This is a genomic window from Streptomyces subrutilus (assembly GCF_008704535.1).
Lineage (GTDB): Bacteria > Actinomycetota > Actinomycetes > Streptomycetales > Streptomycetaceae > Streptomyces > Streptomyces subrutilus.
On record NZ_CP023701.1, the window covers coordinates 1251007 to 1268986 of the forward strand.

14 protein-coding genes are annotated in these 17980 nt (G+C 73.4%); 6 read left to right on the plus strand and 8 right to left on the minus strand.

Going from position 1 to position 17980, the window contains the following annotated elements; genetic code table 11:
• Positions 1 to 66 precede the first annotated feature (66 nt).
• Positions 67 to 1056: an MsnO8 family LLM class oxidoreductase gene (locus tag CP968_RS05375; protein ID WP_150516893.1), complete on the plus strand. Its 990-nt coding sequence runs from the start codon at positions 67 to 69 to the stop codon at positions 1054 to 1056.
• Between the two features lie 10 nt (positions 1057 to 1066).
• Positions 1067 to 3550: an excinuclease ABC subunit UvrA gene (locus tag CP968_RS05380; RefSeq protein ID WP_150516894.1), complete on the plus strand. Its 2484-nt coding sequence runs from the start codon at positions 1067 to 1069 to the stop codon at positions 3548 to 3550.
• A 134-nt stretch (positions 3551 to 3684) separates the two neighbouring features.
• On the opposite strand, the gene CP968_RS05385 is transcribed toward CP968_RS05380, so the two are convergent.
• The 5 genes from CP968_RS05385 to CP968_RS05405 all read right to left on the minus strand — a co-directional run bounded on the left by CP968_RS05385 (position 3685) and on the right by CP968_RS05405 (position 9911).
• The gene (locus CP968_RS05385) at positions 3685 to 4329 is read right to left on the minus strand and encodes a hypothetical protein (RefSeq protein WP_229886214.1); all 645 of its coding nucleotides are present in this window, start codon (positions 4327 to 4329) and stop codon (positions 3685 to 3687) included.
• A 62-nt stretch (positions 4330 to 4391) separates the two neighbouring features.
• Entirely contained in the window at positions 4392 to 6260 is a 1869-nt protein-coding gene (locus tag CP968_RS35300; RefSeq protein WP_150516895.1) for a stealth family protein, read from the minus strand.
• 239 nt (positions 6261 to 6499) lie between these two features.
• Positions 6500 to 7246 (minus strand): succinate dehydrogenase/fumarate reductase iron-sulfur subunit, encoded by a 747-nt coding sequence (locus CP968_RS05395; protein ID WP_150516896.1) that lies wholly within the window; start codon positions 7244 to 7246, stop codon positions 6500 to 6502.
• On the minus strand, positions 7243 to 9204 hold the full coding sequence (locus CP968_RS05400; protein WP_150516897.1) for a fumarate reductase/succinate dehydrogenase flavoprotein subunit: 1962 nt from the start codon (positions 9202 to 9204) through the stop codon (positions 7243 to 7245). The genes CP968_RS05395 and CP968_RS05400 overlap by 4 nt, the downstream gene beginning before the upstream one ends.
• A gap of 2 nt (positions 9205 to 9206) precedes the next feature.
• Positions 9207 to 9911 carry a succinate dehydrogenase gene (locus tag CP968_RS05405; protein ID WP_150516898.1) on the minus strand — a complete coding sequence of 235 codons (705 nt, stop codon included), beginning with the start codon at positions 9909 to 9911 and terminating at the stop codon, positions 9207 to 9209.
• A 95-nt stretch (positions 9912 to 10006) separates the two neighbouring features.
• Between CP968_RS05405 and CP968_RS05410 the strand changes: the two genes are divergently transcribed.
• Positions 10007 to 10882, plus strand: coding sequence for a LysR family transcriptional regulator (locus CP968_RS05410; protein WP_150516899.1), 876 nt, complete (start codon positions 10007 to 10009; stop codon positions 10880 to 10882).
• Between the two features lie 14 nt (positions 10883 to 10896).
• Here the strand turns inward: CP968_RS05410 and CP968_RS05415 are convergent, their stop codons facing one another.
• Positions 10897 to 11541 (minus strand): TetR/AcrR family transcriptional regulator, encoded by a 645-nt coding sequence (locus tag CP968_RS05415; RefSeq protein ID WP_150516900.1) that lies wholly within the window; start codon positions 11539 to 11541, stop codon positions 10897 to 10899.
• 107 nt (positions 11542 to 11648) lie between these two features.
• On the opposite strand from CP968_RS05415, the gene CP968_RS05420 reads away from it, so the two are divergent.
• A complete protein-coding gene (locus CP968_RS05420; RefSeq protein ID WP_150516901.1) occupies positions 11649 to 12716 on the plus strand; it encodes an FAD-dependent monooxygenase in 1068 nt (355 codons plus the stop codon).
• Between the two features lie 159 nt (positions 12717 to 12875).
• Here the strand turns inward: CP968_RS05420 and CP968_RS05425 are convergent, their stop codons facing one another.
• Both CP968_RS05425 and CP968_RS05430 read right to left on the minus strand, forming a co-directional pair.
• Positions 12876 to 15014: a putative bifunctional diguanylate cyclase/phosphodiesterase gene (locus CP968_RS05425; protein ID WP_150521737.1), complete on the minus strand. Its 2139-nt coding sequence runs from the start codon at positions 15012 to 15014 to the stop codon at positions 12876 to 12878.
• A 113-nt stretch (positions 15015 to 15127) separates the two neighbouring features.
• Positions 15128 to 15952 (minus strand): SAM-dependent methyltransferase, encoded by an 825-nt coding sequence (locus CP968_RS05430; protein ID WP_150521738.1) that lies wholly within the window; start codon positions 15950 to 15952, stop codon positions 15128 to 15130.
• A 900-nt stretch (positions 15953 to 16852) separates the two neighbouring features.
• Here CP968_RS05430 and CP968_RS35305 point away from each other — a divergent pair.
• Both CP968_RS35305 and CP968_RS05440 read left to right on the plus strand, forming a co-directional pair.
• A complete protein-coding gene (locus CP968_RS35305; RefSeq protein ID WP_280116682.1) occupies positions 16853 to 16978 on the plus strand; it encodes a hypothetical protein in 126 nt (41 codons plus the stop codon).
• Positions 16979 to 17012: 34 nt separating this feature from the next.
• Positions 17013 to 17783: a bestrophin-like domain gene (locus tag CP968_RS05440; protein ID WP_150516903.1), complete on the plus strand. Its 771-nt coding sequence runs from the start codon at positions 17013 to 17015 to the stop codon at positions 17781 to 17783.
• The last annotated feature ends 197 nt before the right edge of the window (positions 17784 to 17980 follow it).

A 17980-nucleotide genomic window follows, 5' to 3' on the forward strand; every position in this document is an offset into this window, starting at 1 on the left:
CGTAGGCCGTGTCCGCGAAGCTGCCCGGCCCGGGAATCCCCGGCGCCGTACGGTGTTGACACCGGTGTGATCCGCACCGTCTCCGTCCTCGACCGCTCCCGCACCCTGGAGGGCCGGTCCGCCGCGTCCGCCCTGCGCGACACCGTCGGACTCGCCCGGGTGGCCGAGGACCTCGGCTACCACCGCTTCTGGGTGTCTGAGCACCACAGCGTCCCCGGCGTCGCGGGCTCCGCGCCCACCGTGCTGGCCGCCGCGGTCGCCGGCGCGACGCGGCGGATCCGCGTGGGCACCGGCGGCGTCATGCTGCCCAACCACCAGCCGATGGTGGTCGCGGAGCAGTTCGGCGTGCTGGAGGCGCTCTTCCCCGGCCGGATCGACATGGGGCTCGGCCGCTCGGTCGGCTTCACCGACGGCATCCGGCGCGCCCTGGGCCGCGGCGCCGGGGACGCCGACCGGTTCGAGGAGCAGCTCACCGAGCTGCTGGGCTGGTTCGACGGCGGCCAGACGGCCCACCCCGGGGTGCACGCCCGGCCCGCCGAGGGACTGGACGTACCGGCCTTCGTCCTGGCCACCGGCGCGGGCGCCGCCATCGCCGCCCGCGCCGGACTGCCCGTGGTCCTGGGCGACCTGCGCGACCGGGAGCGGCTCGCGGGGGCCGCGGACGCGTACCGCGCCGCGTTCCGGCCGTCCGCCCGCGCCGCGGAGCCGTACGTGGTCGTCTCCGGGACCGTGGCCGTCGCCGCGACCTCCCACGAGGCCCGCAGGATCCTCGTCCCGGAGGCGTGGGCCCTGGCCCGCTCGCGGACCCGGGGCAGCTTCCCCCCGCTGCGCCCCGCCGAGGAGGTGGAGGCCCTGGAGATGTCCCCCAAGGAGCGCGAGCTGTACGAGGGGGCGCTCGCCGGGCACGTCCACGGCACCGAGGAGGAGGTGGCCGCGCAGCTGTCCGAGGTCGCCGCCCTGACCGGCGCCGACGAGCTGCTGGTCACCGCCTCGACGTACGACCGGACGGCCCTGCTGGACTCCTACGGCAGGCTGGCCCGGATCACCGGCCTCTAAAATAGGACGAATGCACCAGCCCGCGGTTCAGCCGCCCGCACCCGGCCCGCACGCCCCGGGCCCCCGCCCCCACGATCCCTACGTCCGGGTCCGGGGCGCGCGGGAGCACAATCTGCGCGGGGTGGACGTCGACGTCCCGCGCGACGCGCTGACCGTCTTCACCGGCGTGTCCGGCTCCGGGAAGAGCTCCCTGGCCTTCGGCACGCTCTACGCGGAGGCCCAGCGGCGGTACTTCGAGTCGGTCGCTCCGTACGCCCGCCGCCTGATCCACCAGGTCGGCGCCCCGAAGGTCGACTCCGTCACCGGGCTGCCGCCGGCCGTGTCGCTGGAGCAGCGGCGCTCCTCCCCCGGCTCGCGCTCCTCCGTGGGGACGGTGACCCTGCTGTCGAACTCCCTGCGGATGCTGTACTCCCGGGCCGGCACCTATCCGCCGGGAGCGGAGCGGCTCGACTCGGACGCGTTCTCGCCCAACACCGCCGCCGGAGCCTGCCCTTCGTGCCAGGGGCTCGGCCGCATCCACCGCACCACCGAACACCTCATGGTCCCCGAGCCCGGACTGTCGATCCGTCAGGGTGCCATCGCGGCCTGGCCCGGAGCCTGGCAGGGCAAGAACCTGCGGGACGTGCTGGAGGCGCTCGGCCACGACGTGGACCGGCCGTGGCGGGAGCTGCCCGCGAAGGACCGCGAGTGGATCCTGTTCACCGACGAGCAGCCGGTGGTGACCGTGCACCCGGTCCGCGACGCCGACCGCATCCAACGGCCCTACCAGGGCACCTACATGAGCGCCCGGCGCTACGTCATGCGCACCTACGCGGACAGCAAGAGCGCGACCCTGCGGGCCCGCGCCGAGACGTTCCTCACCGACTCGCCGTGCCCCGCGTGCGCGGGGCGCCGGCTGCGGCCGGAGGCGCTGGCCGTGACCTTCGCCGGCTACGGGATCGCGGACCTGGCGGCTATGGCGCTGACCGACCTGGACGCCGTACTCGCCGAGGCACCGCCGTCCGGCGAGGCCGGACGGGTGCTGGCCGAGGACCTGCGGTCGCGGATCGGACCCGTCGTCGAGCTCGGGCTGGGCTACCTCGGCCTCGACCGCACCGCGCCCACCCTCTCCGCGGGCGAGTTGCAGCGGCTGCGGCTGGCGACGCAGCTGCGGTCGGGGCTGTTCGGGGTGGTGTACGTCCTGGACGAGCCGTCGGCGGGGCTGCACCCGGCCGACGCCGAGGCCCTGCTCGGAGTGCTGGACCGGCTCAAGGAGGCCGGGAACACGGTGTTCGTGGTGGAACACCACCTGGACGTGGTGCGGCACGCGGACTGGGTGGTGGACGTGGGGCCGCTGGCCGGGGAACACGGTGGTGAGGTGCTGTACAGCGGCCCCCCGGCCGGGCTGGCCGGGGTCGCGCGGTCGGCCACGGCCCGGCACCTGTTCGGGTCGGACGGCGCCGGAGGCGCAGCCGAGGACGGGCCGGCCCCCGGGGCGCGGCCGGTGCGGGAGGCGACCGGGTACGTACAACTGGTCGGGGCCGACCGGCACAACCTGCGCGACGTGGACGTGCGCTTCCCGCTCGGGGTCTTCACGGCCGTGACCGGAGTGTCGGGCTCCGGCAAGTCCACGCTCGTGGGCGAGGTGCTGGCGCGGGAGGTCGGCGAGCGGCTGACGGAGCCCGGCTTCCCCGTACGGCGGCTCGTGGAGGTGGACCAGAAGCCGATCGGCCGGACGCCCCGCTCCAACCTGGCCACGTACACCGGGTTGTTCGACGTGGTGCGCCGGCTCTTCGCGGCGACGCCCCGGGCGCGGGAGCGGGGCTGGAAGGCGGGACGGTTCTCCTTCAACGTGCCGGGCGGCCGGTGCGAGACCTGCCAGGGCGAGGGCTTCGTCTCGGTGGAGCTGCTGTTCCTGCCCAGTACGTACGCGCCCTGTCCGGACTGCGGCGGCGCCCGGTACAACGCGTCCACCCTGGAGGTCCGGTACGCCGGCCTGGACATCGCCGAGGTGCTCGCGCTGACGGTGGAGTCGGCGGCCGGCTTCTTCGCGGAGGTGCCCGCGGCGGCGCGCAGCCTGCGGGCGCTGGAGGAGATCGGGCTGGGCTACCTGCGCCTCGGGCAGCCGGCCACGGAGCTGTCGGGCGGCGAGGCGCAGCGGATCAAACTGGCCACGGAGCTCCAGCGGCTGCGCCGGGACCACACGCTGTACGTACTGGACGAGCCGACGACGGGGCTGCACCCGGCCGACGTACGGGTGCTGCTGCGGCAGTTGCACGGCCTGGTGGACGCCGGGCACACGGTGGTCGTGGTGGAGCACGACATGGACGTGGTGGCGGGGGCGGACCGGGTCGTCGACCTGGGGCCGGGCGGCGGCACGGCGGGCGGCAGGATCGTGGCGGAGGGCACCCCGGCCGAGGTGGCCGCCTCGGGCGCCGGCCGCACGGCGGCCTACCTGGCACGGGCGCTGGCGGCCCGCGGCGGTCCGGCGGCGCGGGCCGACGGTCGGGACTAGGGAGTGCCGTCGACGTCGTGTCGTCCGCCCGCCCGTCGGCCGGCCGCCGGCGGCCGGCCGGCCGGACAGGACTTCGACGACACGACCCAGGCCGCGGGCAGGCCGCATGCCCCCGGGCGGGGACTCCTCGGGCTTCAGGCGTCGCCCGGCAGCAGGTGCTGCGAGAGCTCGCGGAAGCTCCAGCGGCCTTGGCGGCGGGTGAACATCCAGACGAGGTCGTAACGGTCCGGCCAGGCGGCGGGGACCCCGACGAGCCGGTGGGCGCCGAGGGCGCGCACCAGCCGGGGGATGCCGTTCGGCTCCCAGCAGACGAGCACGGGGGTCGGGGCGGCCAGCACGGCCTTGGCGAGGTCCCGTTCCGCGCCGGCGGCGAACTCGGCGCGCACGGGCGTGTGCAGCGCGGCGGCCAGGGGCGCCACGGTCTGCCGGCACCGTTCGGCGGCCGCCTTGCCGCCGGCCGCGAAGACGGTGGCGGGACGGGGCAGCGAGGCACTGGCCGCGGGCGGGAACAGGCGGGCCAGCTCCTCCGCGCGGCGCTGGCCGCGGCCGGCGAGGGTGCCGGGGTGCTCGTTGCCGTCCTCGTCCTCGCCGGTGTCGCCGGGGTACGGCTTCTCCGCATGCCGGATCACCATGACCAGGGCGTCCTGGGGGCCGGCCGCGGGGCCGGCGGCCGGGCGGGTGTCCTCCTGCGCCGAGCAGCCGGCCACGGCCAGCGGGGCGAGGGCGGCGGCCAGTACGGACCGGCGGCGCGGTCCCGACCCGGTGGAGGCATGGGGCATGGGGCCACTGTGTCCCATGGCCGGCCGCGCACCGGGCCGCGGCGCGGCGGGGGCGCCCCGGGTCAGCCGATCGGCGCAGGAGGCCGGCGGGCGGCGTCCGGAGCGGGCTGCCTCTCGTACGGGGAGGGCACCGGGAAGTACGCCTCCAGGAAGGCGGCGACCGCGCGCTGCTGGGCCTGCGGGGAGAGCTCGGTTCCGGCGTCGTCGGCCAGGCAGAAGGCGTCGAGGTCGCGGTGGTGGACCAGGTGGCCGAAGCGCTCGATCTCGCCGGCGTGGTCGGTGGAGACGTACTCGGCGGCCAGCTCCCCCTCCACCGCGTGGCCCTCGGCCAGGGCCAGGTGGACGGCCAGGGTGACGGGGGCGACGTCGGTGGCGCTGCGGAACACGGAGCGGCTGGTGGCGGTGAGCGCGCCGGGCACGCGCTCTTCGAGGTGGTCGAAGAGGGAACGGCTGAGGGGGTAGGGGGTGTGGGCCAGGATGCGCGGATAGGTGCGGCCGACGGCCGCTTCGACGGCGCGGCGGGTGGCCCGCTGGGAGGCCGTGAACACGTCGTCCGCCTCCGCCGACTCGGGAGAGCTGGGCGGCACGGCGCGGGTGTCGTGGAAGACCTTGGGCAGGCCGGAGGGGAGGAAGAAGTTCTGGGGGCGTTGGGGGCGGCCGAGGAAGATGTCGTCGTTGAAGTAGACGTAGTGCTCGGCCAGTCCGGGTATGCGGTGCAGCTGGGTCTCGATGGCGTGCGAGTTGAACACCGGGAGGGTGTCGGGCTCGGCGAACAGGTCGCGGTGGTGGACCACCGTGAGCCCGGGGTGCTCGTCGGCGAGCCAGTCGGGGACCTGGTCGTCGGTGACGAGGAAGACCTGCCGGACCCAGGGGGCGTGGGCGGCGATGGAGCGCAGGCAGTAGCGGAGTTCGCCGCGGTCGCGGTAGCGGTGCTCTCCCCGGTCGACGGCGGACGGTCCCGGGGACCCGTCCGGGGCCGTGGCGGCGGAGACGGCCTCCTCGCGGCGGCGGCGCCAGCGCGGATCGGAGGCGTCGACCCAGGTGACGACGGCGTCGATGGGGAAGTCGATGTCCTCGGGGAAGCGGCGGGCGAGGGCGTCGAGGACGGGGTAGTCGCGGTCGCCGATGCGGCGGGTGCCGGTGGCTGCCAGGGAGGGCACCCACCAGCCGAAGGGGGTTTCGCGCAGGGAGGCGACGCCGCCGGCGCCGGAGTCCGAGGCGTCCCAGAATTCGAGGTCGCAGCCGTGGTCGGAACCGAGGTGCAGGGTGCGCCCGGAGGTCACGACGGGCTGGTGGAGCCGGATGCCCTTGACCCGGGGTCCCGGTTCCGCGCTCCCGTCCTCGCGGACGGCCCCGCCGCCCTCCCCTCCGTCGCGGCCGTCCGCGTCCCCGACCGGACCCGCGTCGGTCCCGGCCGCGCCGGGGGGCCGCTCGGTGGCGGCGACGGCCGCGGGGAGGGATTCGGCGAGGACGGTGGAGAGGACCCCGCCGTCCCCGAGGAGTTCGGCGTAGACGGGACGGCCGCCGAAGGCTCCGGCGCAGGCCTTGAGGGCCGCGTCCCGGAAGCCGGGGGTGATCGCGATCCGGTGCACCAGGCCGCCGTCGGGGACCAGGCCGTAGTCGACGTCCGCCGCTTCGAGGGCCTCGGCGGCCGACCGCAGGTTCAGCGCCCGCAGGTCCGCGGGCAGCAGGTCGTCCCGTACGACGGTCAGCCGGCCCCGGTAGCGGACGACACCCTCGGTGGCGGCCAGTACGGTCAGCAGCTCGTCCTCGCGGCTCGGCGGCCGGGGAACGGTGGTGGTCGGAACGGCGGGACCGGCTCCCCTTCCCCGGCCGGGCCCGGGCTGGCGGGGGATGCCGGCCACCGGGCCCAGTACGCGGGCGAGGCGACGGAGGCCCGTCCAGTTCAGGCACCGTTTCAAGCCACTCATGCACACACCTCGGGCACCTCGGGATTTGCGGACGCGACAGGCCTCCTGCCGTTCCCGGCAGTCCCCCAAGAGCCAACGTCAGCATAAGCCGCGGTGAATGGGTGATGGCCGGGACTTACCTCTTCCTGCCCTTTCTCATCCGACTTTCACCTCATCCCAGCTCACGGGCCCGGCGGGGACCCGGCGGGGGCGGCGGACGGGGACGGGGACGGGCCGGCCCGGCCGGATGTGTCGACGCATCAGCGCGGGCCCTTGCGGAGGGCCCGGAGCCATTCCTTGTTCATCGCGGCGATCGAGGGCAGCGGGATGCCCTTGGGACAGGCGGTGGCGCACTCGCCGGTCAGGGTGCAGCCGCCGAACCCCTCCTCGTCCATGGCCGCCACCATGTCCAGGACCCGGGTCTCCCGCTCCGGCGAGCCCTGCGGGAGCACGTTCAGGTGGTTGACCTTGGCCGCGGTGAAGAGCATCGCGGAGCCGTTGGGGCAGGCCGCCACGCACGCCCCGCAGCCGATGCACTCGGCGTGCTCGAAGGCGTGGTCGGCGTCGGCCTTGGGCACGGCGGTGGCGTGCGCTTCCGGCGCGGCGCCGGTGGGGGCGGTGATGTAGCCGCCGGACTGGATGATCCGGTCGAAGGCGCCCCGGTCGACGACGAGGTCCTTGACCACCGGGAAGGCGGCCGCCCGCCAGGGCTCGACGTCGATCGTGTCGCCGTCCGCGAAGGACCGCATGTGCAGCTGGCAGGTGGTGGTGCGCTCCGGGCCGTGGGCGTCGCCGTTGATGACGAGGCTGCAGGCGCCGCAGATGCCCTCGCGGCAGTCGTGGTCGAAGGCGACCGGGTCCTCGCCGCGCAGGATGAGGTCCTCGTTGAGGGTGTCGAGCATCTCCAGGAAGGACATGTCCTGCGAGATGCCGTCGACCTCGTAGGAGGCCATGGCGCCGGGGGCGTCGGGGTTGCGCTGGCGCCAGACGCGCAGGTTGAGCTTCATGCGTAGCTCCGCTGGGTGGGGTGGACGTACTCGAAGACGAGGTCTTCCTTGTGCAGGACGGGGGCCGCGCCGGTGCGGCTGAACTCCCATGCCGCGGCGTACGAGAACTCCTCGTCGCGCCGCTCGGCCTCGCCGTCCGGTGTCTGTGACTCCTCGCGGAAGTGGCCGCCGCAGGATTCGGTGCGGTGGAGGGCGTCGAGGCACATCAGCTCGGCGAGCTCCAGGTAGTCGACGACGCGGTTGGCCTTCTCCAGCGACTGGTTGAACTCCTCGCCGCTTCCGGGGACCTTGATGCGGCGCCAGAACTCCGCGCGGATCTCCGGGAGCCGCTGGAGCGCCTTTCGCAGGCCGGGAGCGGTGCGGGCCATGCCGCAGTACTCCCACATGAGCTCGCCGATCTCGCGGTGGAAGGAGTCGGGGGTGCGGTCGCCGTCGACGGCGAGCAGCCGCGCGAGGCGCTCGCGGGTCTCGGCGACGGCGGCGACGGTCTCGGGGTGGTCGTCGCCGACGGCTTCGTGGTGGGGGTGGCGGGCCAGGTAGTCGTTGATGGTGGAGGGGAGCACGAAGTAGCCGTCGGCCAGGCCCTGCATCAGGGCGGAGGCGCCGAGGCGGTTGGCCCCGTGGTCGGAGAAGTTGGCCTCGCCGATGGCGAAGAGTCCCGGGACGGTGGTCTGGAGGTCGTAGTCGACCCACAGTCCGCCCATCGTGTAGTGGACGGCGGGATAGATCCTCATGGGGACCTCGTACGGGTTCTCCGCGGTGATCCGCTCGTACATGTCGAAGAGGTTGCCGTACTTCTCGGCGACCTTGTCCCGGCCCATGCGCCGGATGGCGTCGGCGAAGTCGAGGTAGACGCCCTGCCCGCCGGGGCCGACGCCGCGGCCCTCGTCGCACACGTTCTTGGCGGCGCGGGAGGCGATGTCGCGGGGGACGAGGTTGCCGAAGGACGGGTAGATCCGCTCCAGGTAGTAGTCCCGTTCGGCCTCGGGGATCTCGGCGGGCGGGCGGGTGTCTCCGTGGGCCTTGGGCACCCAGATGCGGCCGTCGTTGCGCAGGGACTCGCTCATCAGCGTGAGCTTGGACTGGTGGTCGCCGGTGCGCGGGATGCACGTGGGGTGGATCTGGGTGAAGCAGGGGTTCGCGAAGTAGGCGCCCCGGCGGTGGGCCCGCCAGACGGCGGTCGCGTTGGAGTTCATGGCGTTGGTGGAGAGGTAGAAGACGTTGCCGTAGCCGCCGCTGGCCAGCACCACCGCGTCGGCGAAGTGGCTGGAGATCTCGCCGGTGACCAGGTCGCGGGCGACGATGCCGCGGGCCACCCCGCCTACCACGATCAGGTCGAGCATCTCGGTGCGGGCGTGCATCTCCACGGCGCCGGCCGCGATCTGGCGGGACAGCGCCTGGTAGGCGCCGAGGAGCAGCTGCTGGCCGGTCTGACCGCGGGCGTAGAAGGTGCGGGAGACCTGGACGCCGCCGAAGGAGCGGGTGTCGAGCAGGCCGCCGTACTCGCGGGCGAAGGGGACGCCCTGGGCCACGCACTGGTCGATGATCTCGACGGAGATCTGTGCCAGGCGGTGGACGTTGGACTCGCGGGCTCGGAAGTCGCCGCCCTTGACGGTGTCGTAGAAGAGGCGGTGCACGGAGTCGCCGTCGTTGCGGTAGTTCTTGGCCGCGTTGATGCCGCCCTGGGCCGCGATGGAGTGGGCCCGGCGCGGGGAGTCGGAGAAGCAGAACTGGACGACGTGGTAGCCCTGTTCGGCCAGGGTGGCGCCGGCCGCGCCGCCCGCGAGGCCGGTGCCGACGACGATGACGGTGTGCTTGCGGCGGTTGGCCGGGTTGACCAGCCTGGCCTCGAACCGGCGGCGGTCCCAGCGGTCCGCGACGGGCCCGTCGGGTGCCTTGGTGTCGGTGAGGGGTGCGCCGGTGGTGTAGTCGGCGAAGGGGGCGTCGTTGGGGCTCACGGTCAGCTCACCACTCCGGTCATGACGGCGACGGGGACGGACACGAAGCCCGCGAAGAGGACGAGGGCCAGCGCGTTGGCCAGGAACTTCAGCACACGGTCGCGTCGGGCACTGCCCGCGCCGAGGGTCTGGGCGGCGCTCCAGAAGCCGTGCCGGACGTGCAGGCCGAGGGCTGCCATGGCGACGATGTAGATCGTGTTGCCGTACCAGGTGGAGAAGGTGGCGAGGACGTTCTCGTAGGGATGGCCGGCCCAGGCACGCTCGTTGACGGTGAGGGTGGTGAGGTCGAGCAGGTGCCAGACGATGAACAGGGCGAGGATGATGCCGCCCCAGCGCATGGTGCGGGTGGCGTAGCTCGCGCGGCGGCGCTTGTGCGCGTACTTCACGGGGCGCGCCTTGATGTCGCGGCGACTGAGCTGGTAGGCGGAGACGGCATGGGCGACGACCGCGGCGAGCAGTACGACGCGCACGATCCACAGGGCCCACTCGTGGTGCAGGAAGGGCGAGCCGAGGGTGCGCAGCCAGTGGGCGTATCCGTTGAACTCGGCCGCCCCGAAGAAGATCTTGAGGTTGCCGAGCATGTGCACGACCAGATAGCCGAGCATGATCAGGCCGGAGACGGCCATCACCGTTTTCTTGCCGACCGACGAGTCCCAGAGTGTGCGCGTGGTGGACGGCCGTCGGTCCGTCCGGGTTGCCAAAGCCATGCCACCGACCGTAGGGACCTAGGTACCGAAAGGTCCAAGACATGATGGAGCTCATATCGATAGTCCTTCCCTATGAGTGGGCGTAACCTGGGCTGATGCAGTTCCAGCAGCTCTTGTACTTCGTGGCCGTCGCCGAGACCCGGCACTTCACCCGGGCCGCGGAGCGGGTACACGTGGCCCAGCCCTCCCTCTCCCAGCAGATCAAGGCGTTGGAGCGCGAGCTGGGTGCGGAGCTCTTCAGCCGGGCCCGGGGCAACATCGCGCTCACCGACGCGGGCGAGGCGCTGCTGCCGCTGGCGCGACGGATCCTGGCCGACGCGGACACGGCACGCCAGGAGGTGCAGGAGCTGGCGCAGCTGCGGCGGGGCCGGGTCCGGCTGGGAGCCACCCCCAGCATGTGCACGGGCCTGCTGCCGGACGTGCTGCGCGCCTTCCATGCCGCACATCCGGGTATCGAGCTGCTCATCGAGGAGAGCGGCTCCCTCGACCTCGTACGGGAACTGGCCCGCGGGGCGCTGGACCTGGCCCTGATCGTGCTGCCCCTGCCGCCGTCGGCTCCGGCGCTGACCACGGTGGAGTTGTTGACGGAGGACCTGGTGGTGGTGTCCTCCGCCGAGCTGCCGGCGCCCGGCGAGGGCGGCGAGCTGACGGTCTCCGCACTGCGCGACGAGCCGATGGTGATGTTCCGGCACGGCTACGACCTGCGGGAACTCACGGTGGCGGCCTGCCGTGCGGAGGGCTTCGAGCCGGCGTTCACCGTGGAGGGCGGAGAGATGGACGCGGTACTCGGCTTCGTCCGCGCCGGGCTGGGCGTCGCGGTGGTCCCGGCGATGGTGGGCCACGGGCGCCCTGGCCTGCGGACGACCCCCCTGGCCGGCTCCCCGCTGCGCCGCACGATCGCGCTGGCGCACCGGACGGACGTGGCTCCCCCGCGCGCGGCCCGCGAGCTGAAGCGCATTCTGGTCGGCTGACCGGCCTGCGCGGCTCAGGTCGCGCGTATGGGCAGCGCCCCGTCGAGCCCTCCGGCCAGCATGCCGAAGGCCCGGTCCGCATCGGCCACGGCCGCGGGGTGGGCCTCGTCGGCACTCTGGCCGGCCTCGATCCGGCGCCAGTTCGTCCGGCCCAGCTCCTGGCGGGTGGCCACCAGGTGTCGGGAGGCCAGCCTGGCGGTGAGGGGCGGTACGGATTCGGCCTCCAGCACGGCGGCGAGCAGCTCCACCTCGCGTGCGCCGTAGTGCGCGATGCGCGTCTGCAGGCCGGCGGTCGAGTAGAGCAGCCGCTGGAAGGCCAGCACGTCGGGATGGTCGCAGAGCCCGGTGATCGGATCCCTCTCACCGAGGGCGGCGACGAAGTGCTCGTGCACGGCGCCGACCGGTTTGCGCCCCGGCGAGCGGTCCCGGACGATGCGGGCGGCCTCGTCCTGGTGATCGGCGAACCGGTCCAGCACCAGGTCCTCCTTGCTCGGGAAGTACCGGAACAGCGTGGGCTTGGAGACTTCGGCGGCCGCGGCGACATCCGCCACCGACACGGCGTCGAAGCCACGTTCCAGGAAGAGTTCGAGCGCCGTGGCCGCCAGTTGGCGGCGCGTGCGCAGTTTCTTGTTCTCGCGCAGACCCGTCGTGTTGTCCATGCGTCCACCGTACCACAGATTTATGACTCGGTAAGTTTTTTAACCGGGTTGCTTTTCGTCGTCCGAACCGCTTTCCTTGAACCACGAACGCGACGAGGAGGCCTTCCATGACCGACGTACTGATCGCGGGCTCCGGCCCCACCGGCCTGACCCTGGCCTGCGACCTGGCCCTCCGGGGGCTCGCGGTGCGGGTCGTCGAGCAGCGCTCCGCTCCCCACCGCGCATCCAGGGGCAAGGGCCTCACCGGGCCCAGCCTGGAGGTCTTCACCCGCCTGGGGGCCGTGGAGAAGATGTCCGCCACCGGCCGCCGGGGCGTGGTGCTGCGCAAGTACTTCGACCGCGTCCACGTCCGGGACACCCCGACCGACGACGGGCTCCTGATCGGGCAGTGGCAGGTCGAGGAGGCCCTGCGCGAGCGGCTCGCGGCCCTCGGTGTCGAGGTCGAGTACGGAGCCGGGGTCACCGCGATCACCCAGGGCCCGGCGGGCGTCACGGCCCGGCTGGCGGACGGCCGCGCGGTGTCCGCGCGCTACGCCGCCGGCTGCGACGGCGGCCGCAGCGCGGTCCGCCGCCTCCTCGGCATCCCCTTCGAGGGGCATACGGAGGAGCGGGACACGATGGTCCTGGGGGACGTGGCGGCGCCGGGGCTGAGCCGGGACTTCTGGCACCAGTGGTTCAGCTCGGACGGCACCGGCCTGATGCTCTGTCCGATGCCGGGCACGGACACCTTCCAGCTCCAGGCCGCCCCCGAGCTGGACGGCCACGGCGAGCCGATGCCCGCCTCGTTGGAAGGGTTCCAGCGGCTCTTCGACCGGCACGCCGCACTGCCGGGCATCCGGCTGGCGGAGGCGGGATGGACGGCGTCCTGGCGCTCCGGCGCCCGGATGGCGGCCCGGCTGAGGGAGGGCCGCGTCCTGCTCGCCGGAGACGCCGCGCACGTCCACCCCATAGCCGGCGGACTCGGGCTGAACACCGGCGTCCAGGACGCCGTCGCCCTCGGACGGGCCGTGGCCGCCGCCCTCTCCGGGCCGGACGGGCAGCACGCCCTCGACGGTTACGAGGCGCAGCGGCTCACTGCGGCCGCCGAGCTCCTGAGCGACACCGCGCAGCGCATGCGGCAGGTCATGGCGGCCGTCCGCGAGCCGGGGCGCGGCACGGAAGCGGGCCTGCGATGACCCCGACGATCACGCACGGCCCACCCCCGCGATCCGTCGGCGGCCGCACGGGCGGGGCCGCCCCCTTCCCCGTGCCGTCACCAGACCGAAGCCACGGGCACCCGAACGGACGGGGCGCGCAGCCGACGGTCCGGGCTGCGGACGCGGTGCGGGGCTGCGTCAGGAGGGAGCCGGCACGGCGTCCGACAGGCACAGGGTGTGGATGCGGTCGGGCGCGCCGGGGCGGGCGTAGTACCAGCCCTGGGCCGTGTCACAGCCCAATTCGCGCAACTGGGCAGCCTGGGCGCCCGTTTCCACGCCCTCGACCGTGACGGCCAGTTCGAGGCTGTGGGCCAGGGCCACGATGCCCTCCACGATCTTGACGTCGACCGGGTTGGCCGGGCTCTGCTGCATCCCCTGGGTGAACGAGCGGTCCAGCTTCAGGACGCTCACCGGGAGGCGGCGGAGGTTGGCCAGGTTGGAATAGCCCGTGCCGAAGTCGTCGAGGGCGATGTCCACGCCCAGCGCCGCGAGCCGGCGCAGCGGTTCCAGGAGTTCGTCGTCCGCCCCGATCAGGGCGGATTCGGTGACCTCCAGGCACAGCGCCCCCGGCGCCAGGCCCGACTGCTCCAGAACCGCCACCGTGTCGGCGACCAGGCCGGGGTGGTGCAGCTGGGTCGGCGAGAGGTTGACGTTGATGCGCAGGGCGGCGCCGCCCAGTTGGCTCTGCCAGTTGCGGGCCTGGCGCACGGACTCCTCCAGGACCCAGCGGCCGAGCGGCACGATCAGTCCGGTCCGCTCGGCGAGCGGGATGAAGCGGTCCGGTCCCAGCACCCCGTACTGGGGGTGCGACCAGCGCACCAGCGCCTCGGCCCCGTGCACGCTGCCGTCGTGCATGTGGACCAGCGGCTGGTACTCGATGAAGAACTCGCCGCGCTCCAGGGCGGCCGGCAGGGCGTTGGTCAGTCCGTGCCGGGTGATGGCGCGGGCGTCGGCCTCGGCGTCGGCGAACTCGAAGCGGTTGCCGCCGGCCGCCTTGGCCCGGTACATGGTGATGTCGGCGCTGCGCAGCACCTCCGCCGGGGTCCGTTCCCTGGCCCGGCCCTCCACGATGCCGATGCTGCCCCGGACCGTCAGCTCCCGCCCTTCCAGCCGGATCGGCGTGGACAGCGCGGACAGGATGCGGACCGCCAGTTCCGCCGCCTTCTCCTCGCTGTCGGATCCGGTGGTGAGGGCCACGAACTCGTCGCCGCCGAGCCGGGCGACGACCTCGCCGGGGCCGGTCGCGCAGCTCTGCAGCCGGTCGGCGACCTCCACCAGGAGCCGGTCCCCCGCCGAGTGGCCGAGACTGTCGTTGACCGCCTTGAACCCGTCCAGGTCCAGGTAGCAGAGGCCGAAGTGGGTTCCGCCGGCGCCGGCGAGGGCCTTCTCCAGCCGTTCGAAGAACAGCGTCCGGTTGGGCAGCCCGGTCAGGGCGTCATGGGTGGCCTCGTAGCGCAGGCGCAGGTTCAGCAGCCGCCGCTCGGTGGTGTCCTCCATCAGCGCCAGCTGGTACTGCGGCACCCCGTCGGTGTCGCGCAGCAGCGACACCGTCAGGTTGGTCCACAGGACGGTGCCGTCGTGGCGGTAGTAGGGCTTCTCCACGCGATAGCTCTCGCGTTCGCCGCGGACCAGTTCGCCGTACATCCGCCAGACGTGCGGGGTGTCGTCGGGGTGGCCCCACTCGCTGACCTTGCGGCCGCGCACGTGGCCTTCCAGGCCGCCGAACATCTGCAGCAGGGTGTCGTTGACCTCGAGGATGTTCCCCTCCAGGTCGGCGATGCCGATCCCGACGGCCGCGCCCTCGAAGACCGCCCGGAAGCGCGCCTCGCTCGCGTGCAGAGCCTGCTGCGCGTCGATGCGGGCGGTCAGTGCGGAGCGTGCGATGGCCTCCTGCTCCTTGAGCGTGCGCTCGCGCAGGGCCCTCGCGAAGCCCGCCGCGATGCCGTGCTGGAGGCGTGCGCAGCGCGACCGGTACTCCTCCGCGCCGTCCGCGCCGGATCCGCCGGCGGCCGAAGGGCCCTCGGGGCCGCAGTAGAGCACCAGGTAGGACTCGATCACTCCGAGTGTGCCCGCCAGCGCCTCGGGGTCGGTGCAGTGGACCGCGACGAGTTCGGCCCCGACCCGCTGGGCGACGCCGGCGTCGAAGGGCCGGGCGTGCAGGGCTTCGGCGAGGGTGCGGGTGAGCGGGAGGAGGTGGCGTTCGAACTCGGGGCGGGTGAGCGAGGTCGCCGTGACCGGGAAGATCGCCCGGCCCCAGATGGTCGCGAACCGGGCGATCCGGTCCTCCGAACCCCCCTGCGGTGCTGCGGTGGAGGTGCCGGGAGCCGCCGGGGCCCCGCCCGCGGGTGCCGCTGCCGCGGCCGGCCCGCCCGCCGTCTGTGCCGGGACTCTCACGCCTTGCGTCCCACTCCGGCGAAGCCCGAGAAGGCGTACGGGTCCTCCTCGGCCTCGCTCCCCCGGGCGGTGCGCTCCGGCCGCCAGTCGGGCATCGAGACCAGACCGGGCTCCAGCAGGTCGAAGCCGGTGAAGAAGCGTTCGATCTGCGGCCCGCTGCGCATGACGAGGGGGCTGCGGATGTCCCGGTAGACGCCCACGGTCCCGCCGGCCACCTCCTCCGTGAGCGGGATGCCTTCGTAGGAGGCGTGCGTGAGGATCAGCAGGCTGCCCGCGGGCAGCGCGTCGCGCAGTTCGGCGACGGCGGCATAGGGCTGGTCCTCCTCCTCCAGGAAGTGCAGGACCGCCACGAGCAGGAGCGCCACGGGACGGTCGAGGTCGAGCAGCCGGCCGACCTCGGGGGCGGCCAGGATGTCCTTCGGCTTGCGCAGGTCGGCGGCGGCGACGCCGGCGCGGTCGTTCCCGGCGAGGACGGCCTGGCTGTGCGCCACGGCCACCGGGTCGTGGTCGACGTACACCACGCGGGACCCGGGGTCGGCGGCCTGGGCGATCTCGTGGACATTGCCGAAGGTGGGGATGCCGGAACCGATGTCGAGGAACTGGGTGATGCCCTGGTCGACGGCGTGGCGCACGGCCCTGCGCATGAATGCCCGGTTGGCCTGCATGATCTTGGGCAGGCCCGGCATGAATTCCATGGCCCGGCGGGCCGCCTGGCGGTCGACCTCGAAATTGTGCGAGCCGCCCAGGTAGTAATCGTAGATGCGGGACACGCTCGGCACCGATATGTCGATGCCCGGCGGGGCCCAGGCGGGGCGCTCCATCGAGGTCTCCAAGCCTTGTTCCTGCGGTGGTCGGTCCGGAGTCGGACTCCTGTCCGAGCCGAATCTACTGATCATTGCCCAACAGAGCGAGCAAAAGCGGAAATTGACGATCCGTTCTTCGTCACACACCAAAGGCCTGCGGCGGGCCCCTCGGGGGCATTGACCGATACCGACAAATCCCTTTTGGGAATTGATCAGCGGTCGATCGGACCGGCTACCCGATCAGCCCGAAGCTGGCTCAAACCTCGCCGGTCAAGACACCACCCGTTCAGGCGAATCATCGCCGAGCGCCTCCTGCGCGGGCGCGCGCGGGCCCATGCTCCCCGGGTGAACAGAGCCTGTGCCCGGCGCCTGCTGGCGGTCCCGGTCCTGCTGTGGGCGGCCCTGGCCGTCACACCGGCCGTGGCTGATAGCAGCGCCTCCGTGACGATCGAATCCGGTGACGGCACGCACGTGGCCACCGTGGTCGCGGCGGTCCTCGGCGGCGGCGACGGCAGCGGCCGGGGTGGCGGACATCACGGATGCCACCACGACCCGGACCACGGCAGGGACCGGCACGGCGGGCACCACTGCCCGCCCCCGCCACCCCCGCCGTGCCCTCCCAAGCCGCCGAAGCCGACGCCCACCCCCACGCCGACCCCCACGCCCTCGCCGACTCCCACGCCGACCCCGCCGCCCAAGCCCACACCGCCCCCGAGCCCGACACCGCCGCCGCCTCCCCCGCCGCCCAAGCCGGCTCCGAAGCCGGTGCCCAAGCCGGTGCCGCCACCGCCCGCGCCGCCCGAACCGGCGCCCGCACCTCCCCCGGTCCGCAAGGCCCCCGCTCCCGCTCCCGCGCCCCCGACGCCGGCCCCGGCCCCAACCCCGCCGGCCCCCGTGGTGACGCCGCCGCTCAAGCCGGTGGCCCGTCCCAGCTACCACGCCCCGTCCCGTAAACCGGCGGAGCACCACGTCTCGCCGGTGACCTTCACCCTCATGACGGCCGCTCCCGCCGTGCTCGCGATCGTCGCGCTGCGCCCCCGGTAGCCCGCCCGTCCCCCGCAACCGATTGGGAGTCATCTTGTCGGAATGGCTCGTCCTGTCCCTGGCGATGGCCGCGGCCTGCGCCGTGGTGCTGTCCATCGCCTTCTTCAACAGCCGCAGAATCCGCGACGACGACGATCCGAGCGAAACTCCGGACGTCATCGAGTACATGACGATGATGATCGGAGTGATCTACGCGATCGTGCTGGGCCTGGCGATCGCCGGTGTCTGGGAGGGCCGCGGCGCCGCCCAGGAGTACGTCCGCCAGGAGGCGCAGGCGCTGCACGAGATCAACGTCCGCTCCGAGGTCTACCCGGCCGACGTGCGCACGAGGATCCGGTCCGACGTGGACGCGTACGTGACGTACGTGGTCGACACGGAATGGAAGGAGATGGCCGACCACGGCAACCTCACCGCGCGCGGCGGCGAACTGCTGGAGCGCATCCGCCGGGACGTCACCGACTACGAACCGCGGACCGACCACGAGGGGCAGGCGTACCAGCCGCTGGTGGACCAGGTCGCGGCCGTGGACGACGCCCGCAGCTCACGCGGTGACAGCGCCGGGGCCACCATGCCGGGGGTGGTGTGGTTCGGGCTGATCGCCGGGGCCCTGGTGACGGTGGGTCTGATCTTCACCCTGCAGATCCGGCGGTCCTTCCGGGAGATGCTGCTGGCCGGGCTGTTCAGCGCGCTCATCGCGTTCCTGCTGTTCCTCATCTGGGACTTCGACGCGCCCTTCGGCCGGGGCATCTCCGCCACGGCCGAACCGTTCCTCAACCAGTTCCCGCACCTGGGCCTCGGCGACTGAGGCGAACGGACTGAGGCGGGCGGTGACCCGCAAACCGGGGACGGGGCTCCCGTCCCCGGTTCGGCCCAACGCCGTGCCCCATTCGCCCGCTCCTGATCGCGGGCCGCGCCGCCCGCGCCTAGCGTGGCGGACATCGAGGCGCACGACCCCCCACGTGCGGAAACCGTTCCGCGCCTGCTCCTCGGGGACCGGGAGAT

What these genes read in the sequence shown, in the direction of transcription:
- CP968_RS05380 (WP_150516894.1), top strand. Translation starts at nt 1,067, where the DNA reads ATGCACCAGCCCGCGGTTCAGCCGCCCGCACCCGGCCCGCACGCCCCG.
- CP968_RS05385 (WP_229886214.1), bottom strand. Translation starts at nt 4,329, where the DNA reads ATGCCCCATGCCTCCACCGGGTCGGGACCGCGCCGCCGGTCCGTACTG.
- CP968_RS35300 (WP_150516895.1), bottom strand. Translation starts at nt 6,260, where the DNA reads ATGAGTGGCTTGAAACGGTGCCTGAACTGGACGGGCCTCCGTCGCCTC.
- CP968_RS05395 (WP_150516896.1), bottom strand. Translation starts at nt 7,246, where the DNA reads ATGAAGCTCAACCTGCGCGTCTGGCGCCAGCGCAACCCCGACGCCCCC.
- CP968_RS05405 (WP_150516898.1), bottom strand. Translation starts at nt 9,911, where the DNA reads ATGGCTTTGGCAACCCGGACGGACCGACGGCCGTCCACCACGCGCACA.
- CP968_RS05410 (WP_150516899.1), top strand. Translation starts at nt 10,007, where the DNA reads ATGCAGTTCCAGCAGCTCTTGTACTTCGTGGCCGTCGCCGAGACCCGG.
- CP968_RS05415 (WP_150516900.1), bottom strand. Translation starts at nt 11,541, where the DNA reads ATGGACAACACGACGGGTCTGCGCGAGAACAAGAAACTGCGCACGCGC.
- CP968_RS05420 (WP_150516901.1), top strand. Translation starts at nt 11,649, where the DNA reads ATGACCGACGTACTGATCGCGGGCTCCGGCCCCACCGGCCTGACCCTG.
- CP968_RS05430 (WP_150521738.1), bottom strand. Translation starts at nt 15,952, where the DNA reads ATGGAGCGCCCCGCCTGGGCCCCGCCGGGCATCGACATATCGGTGCCG.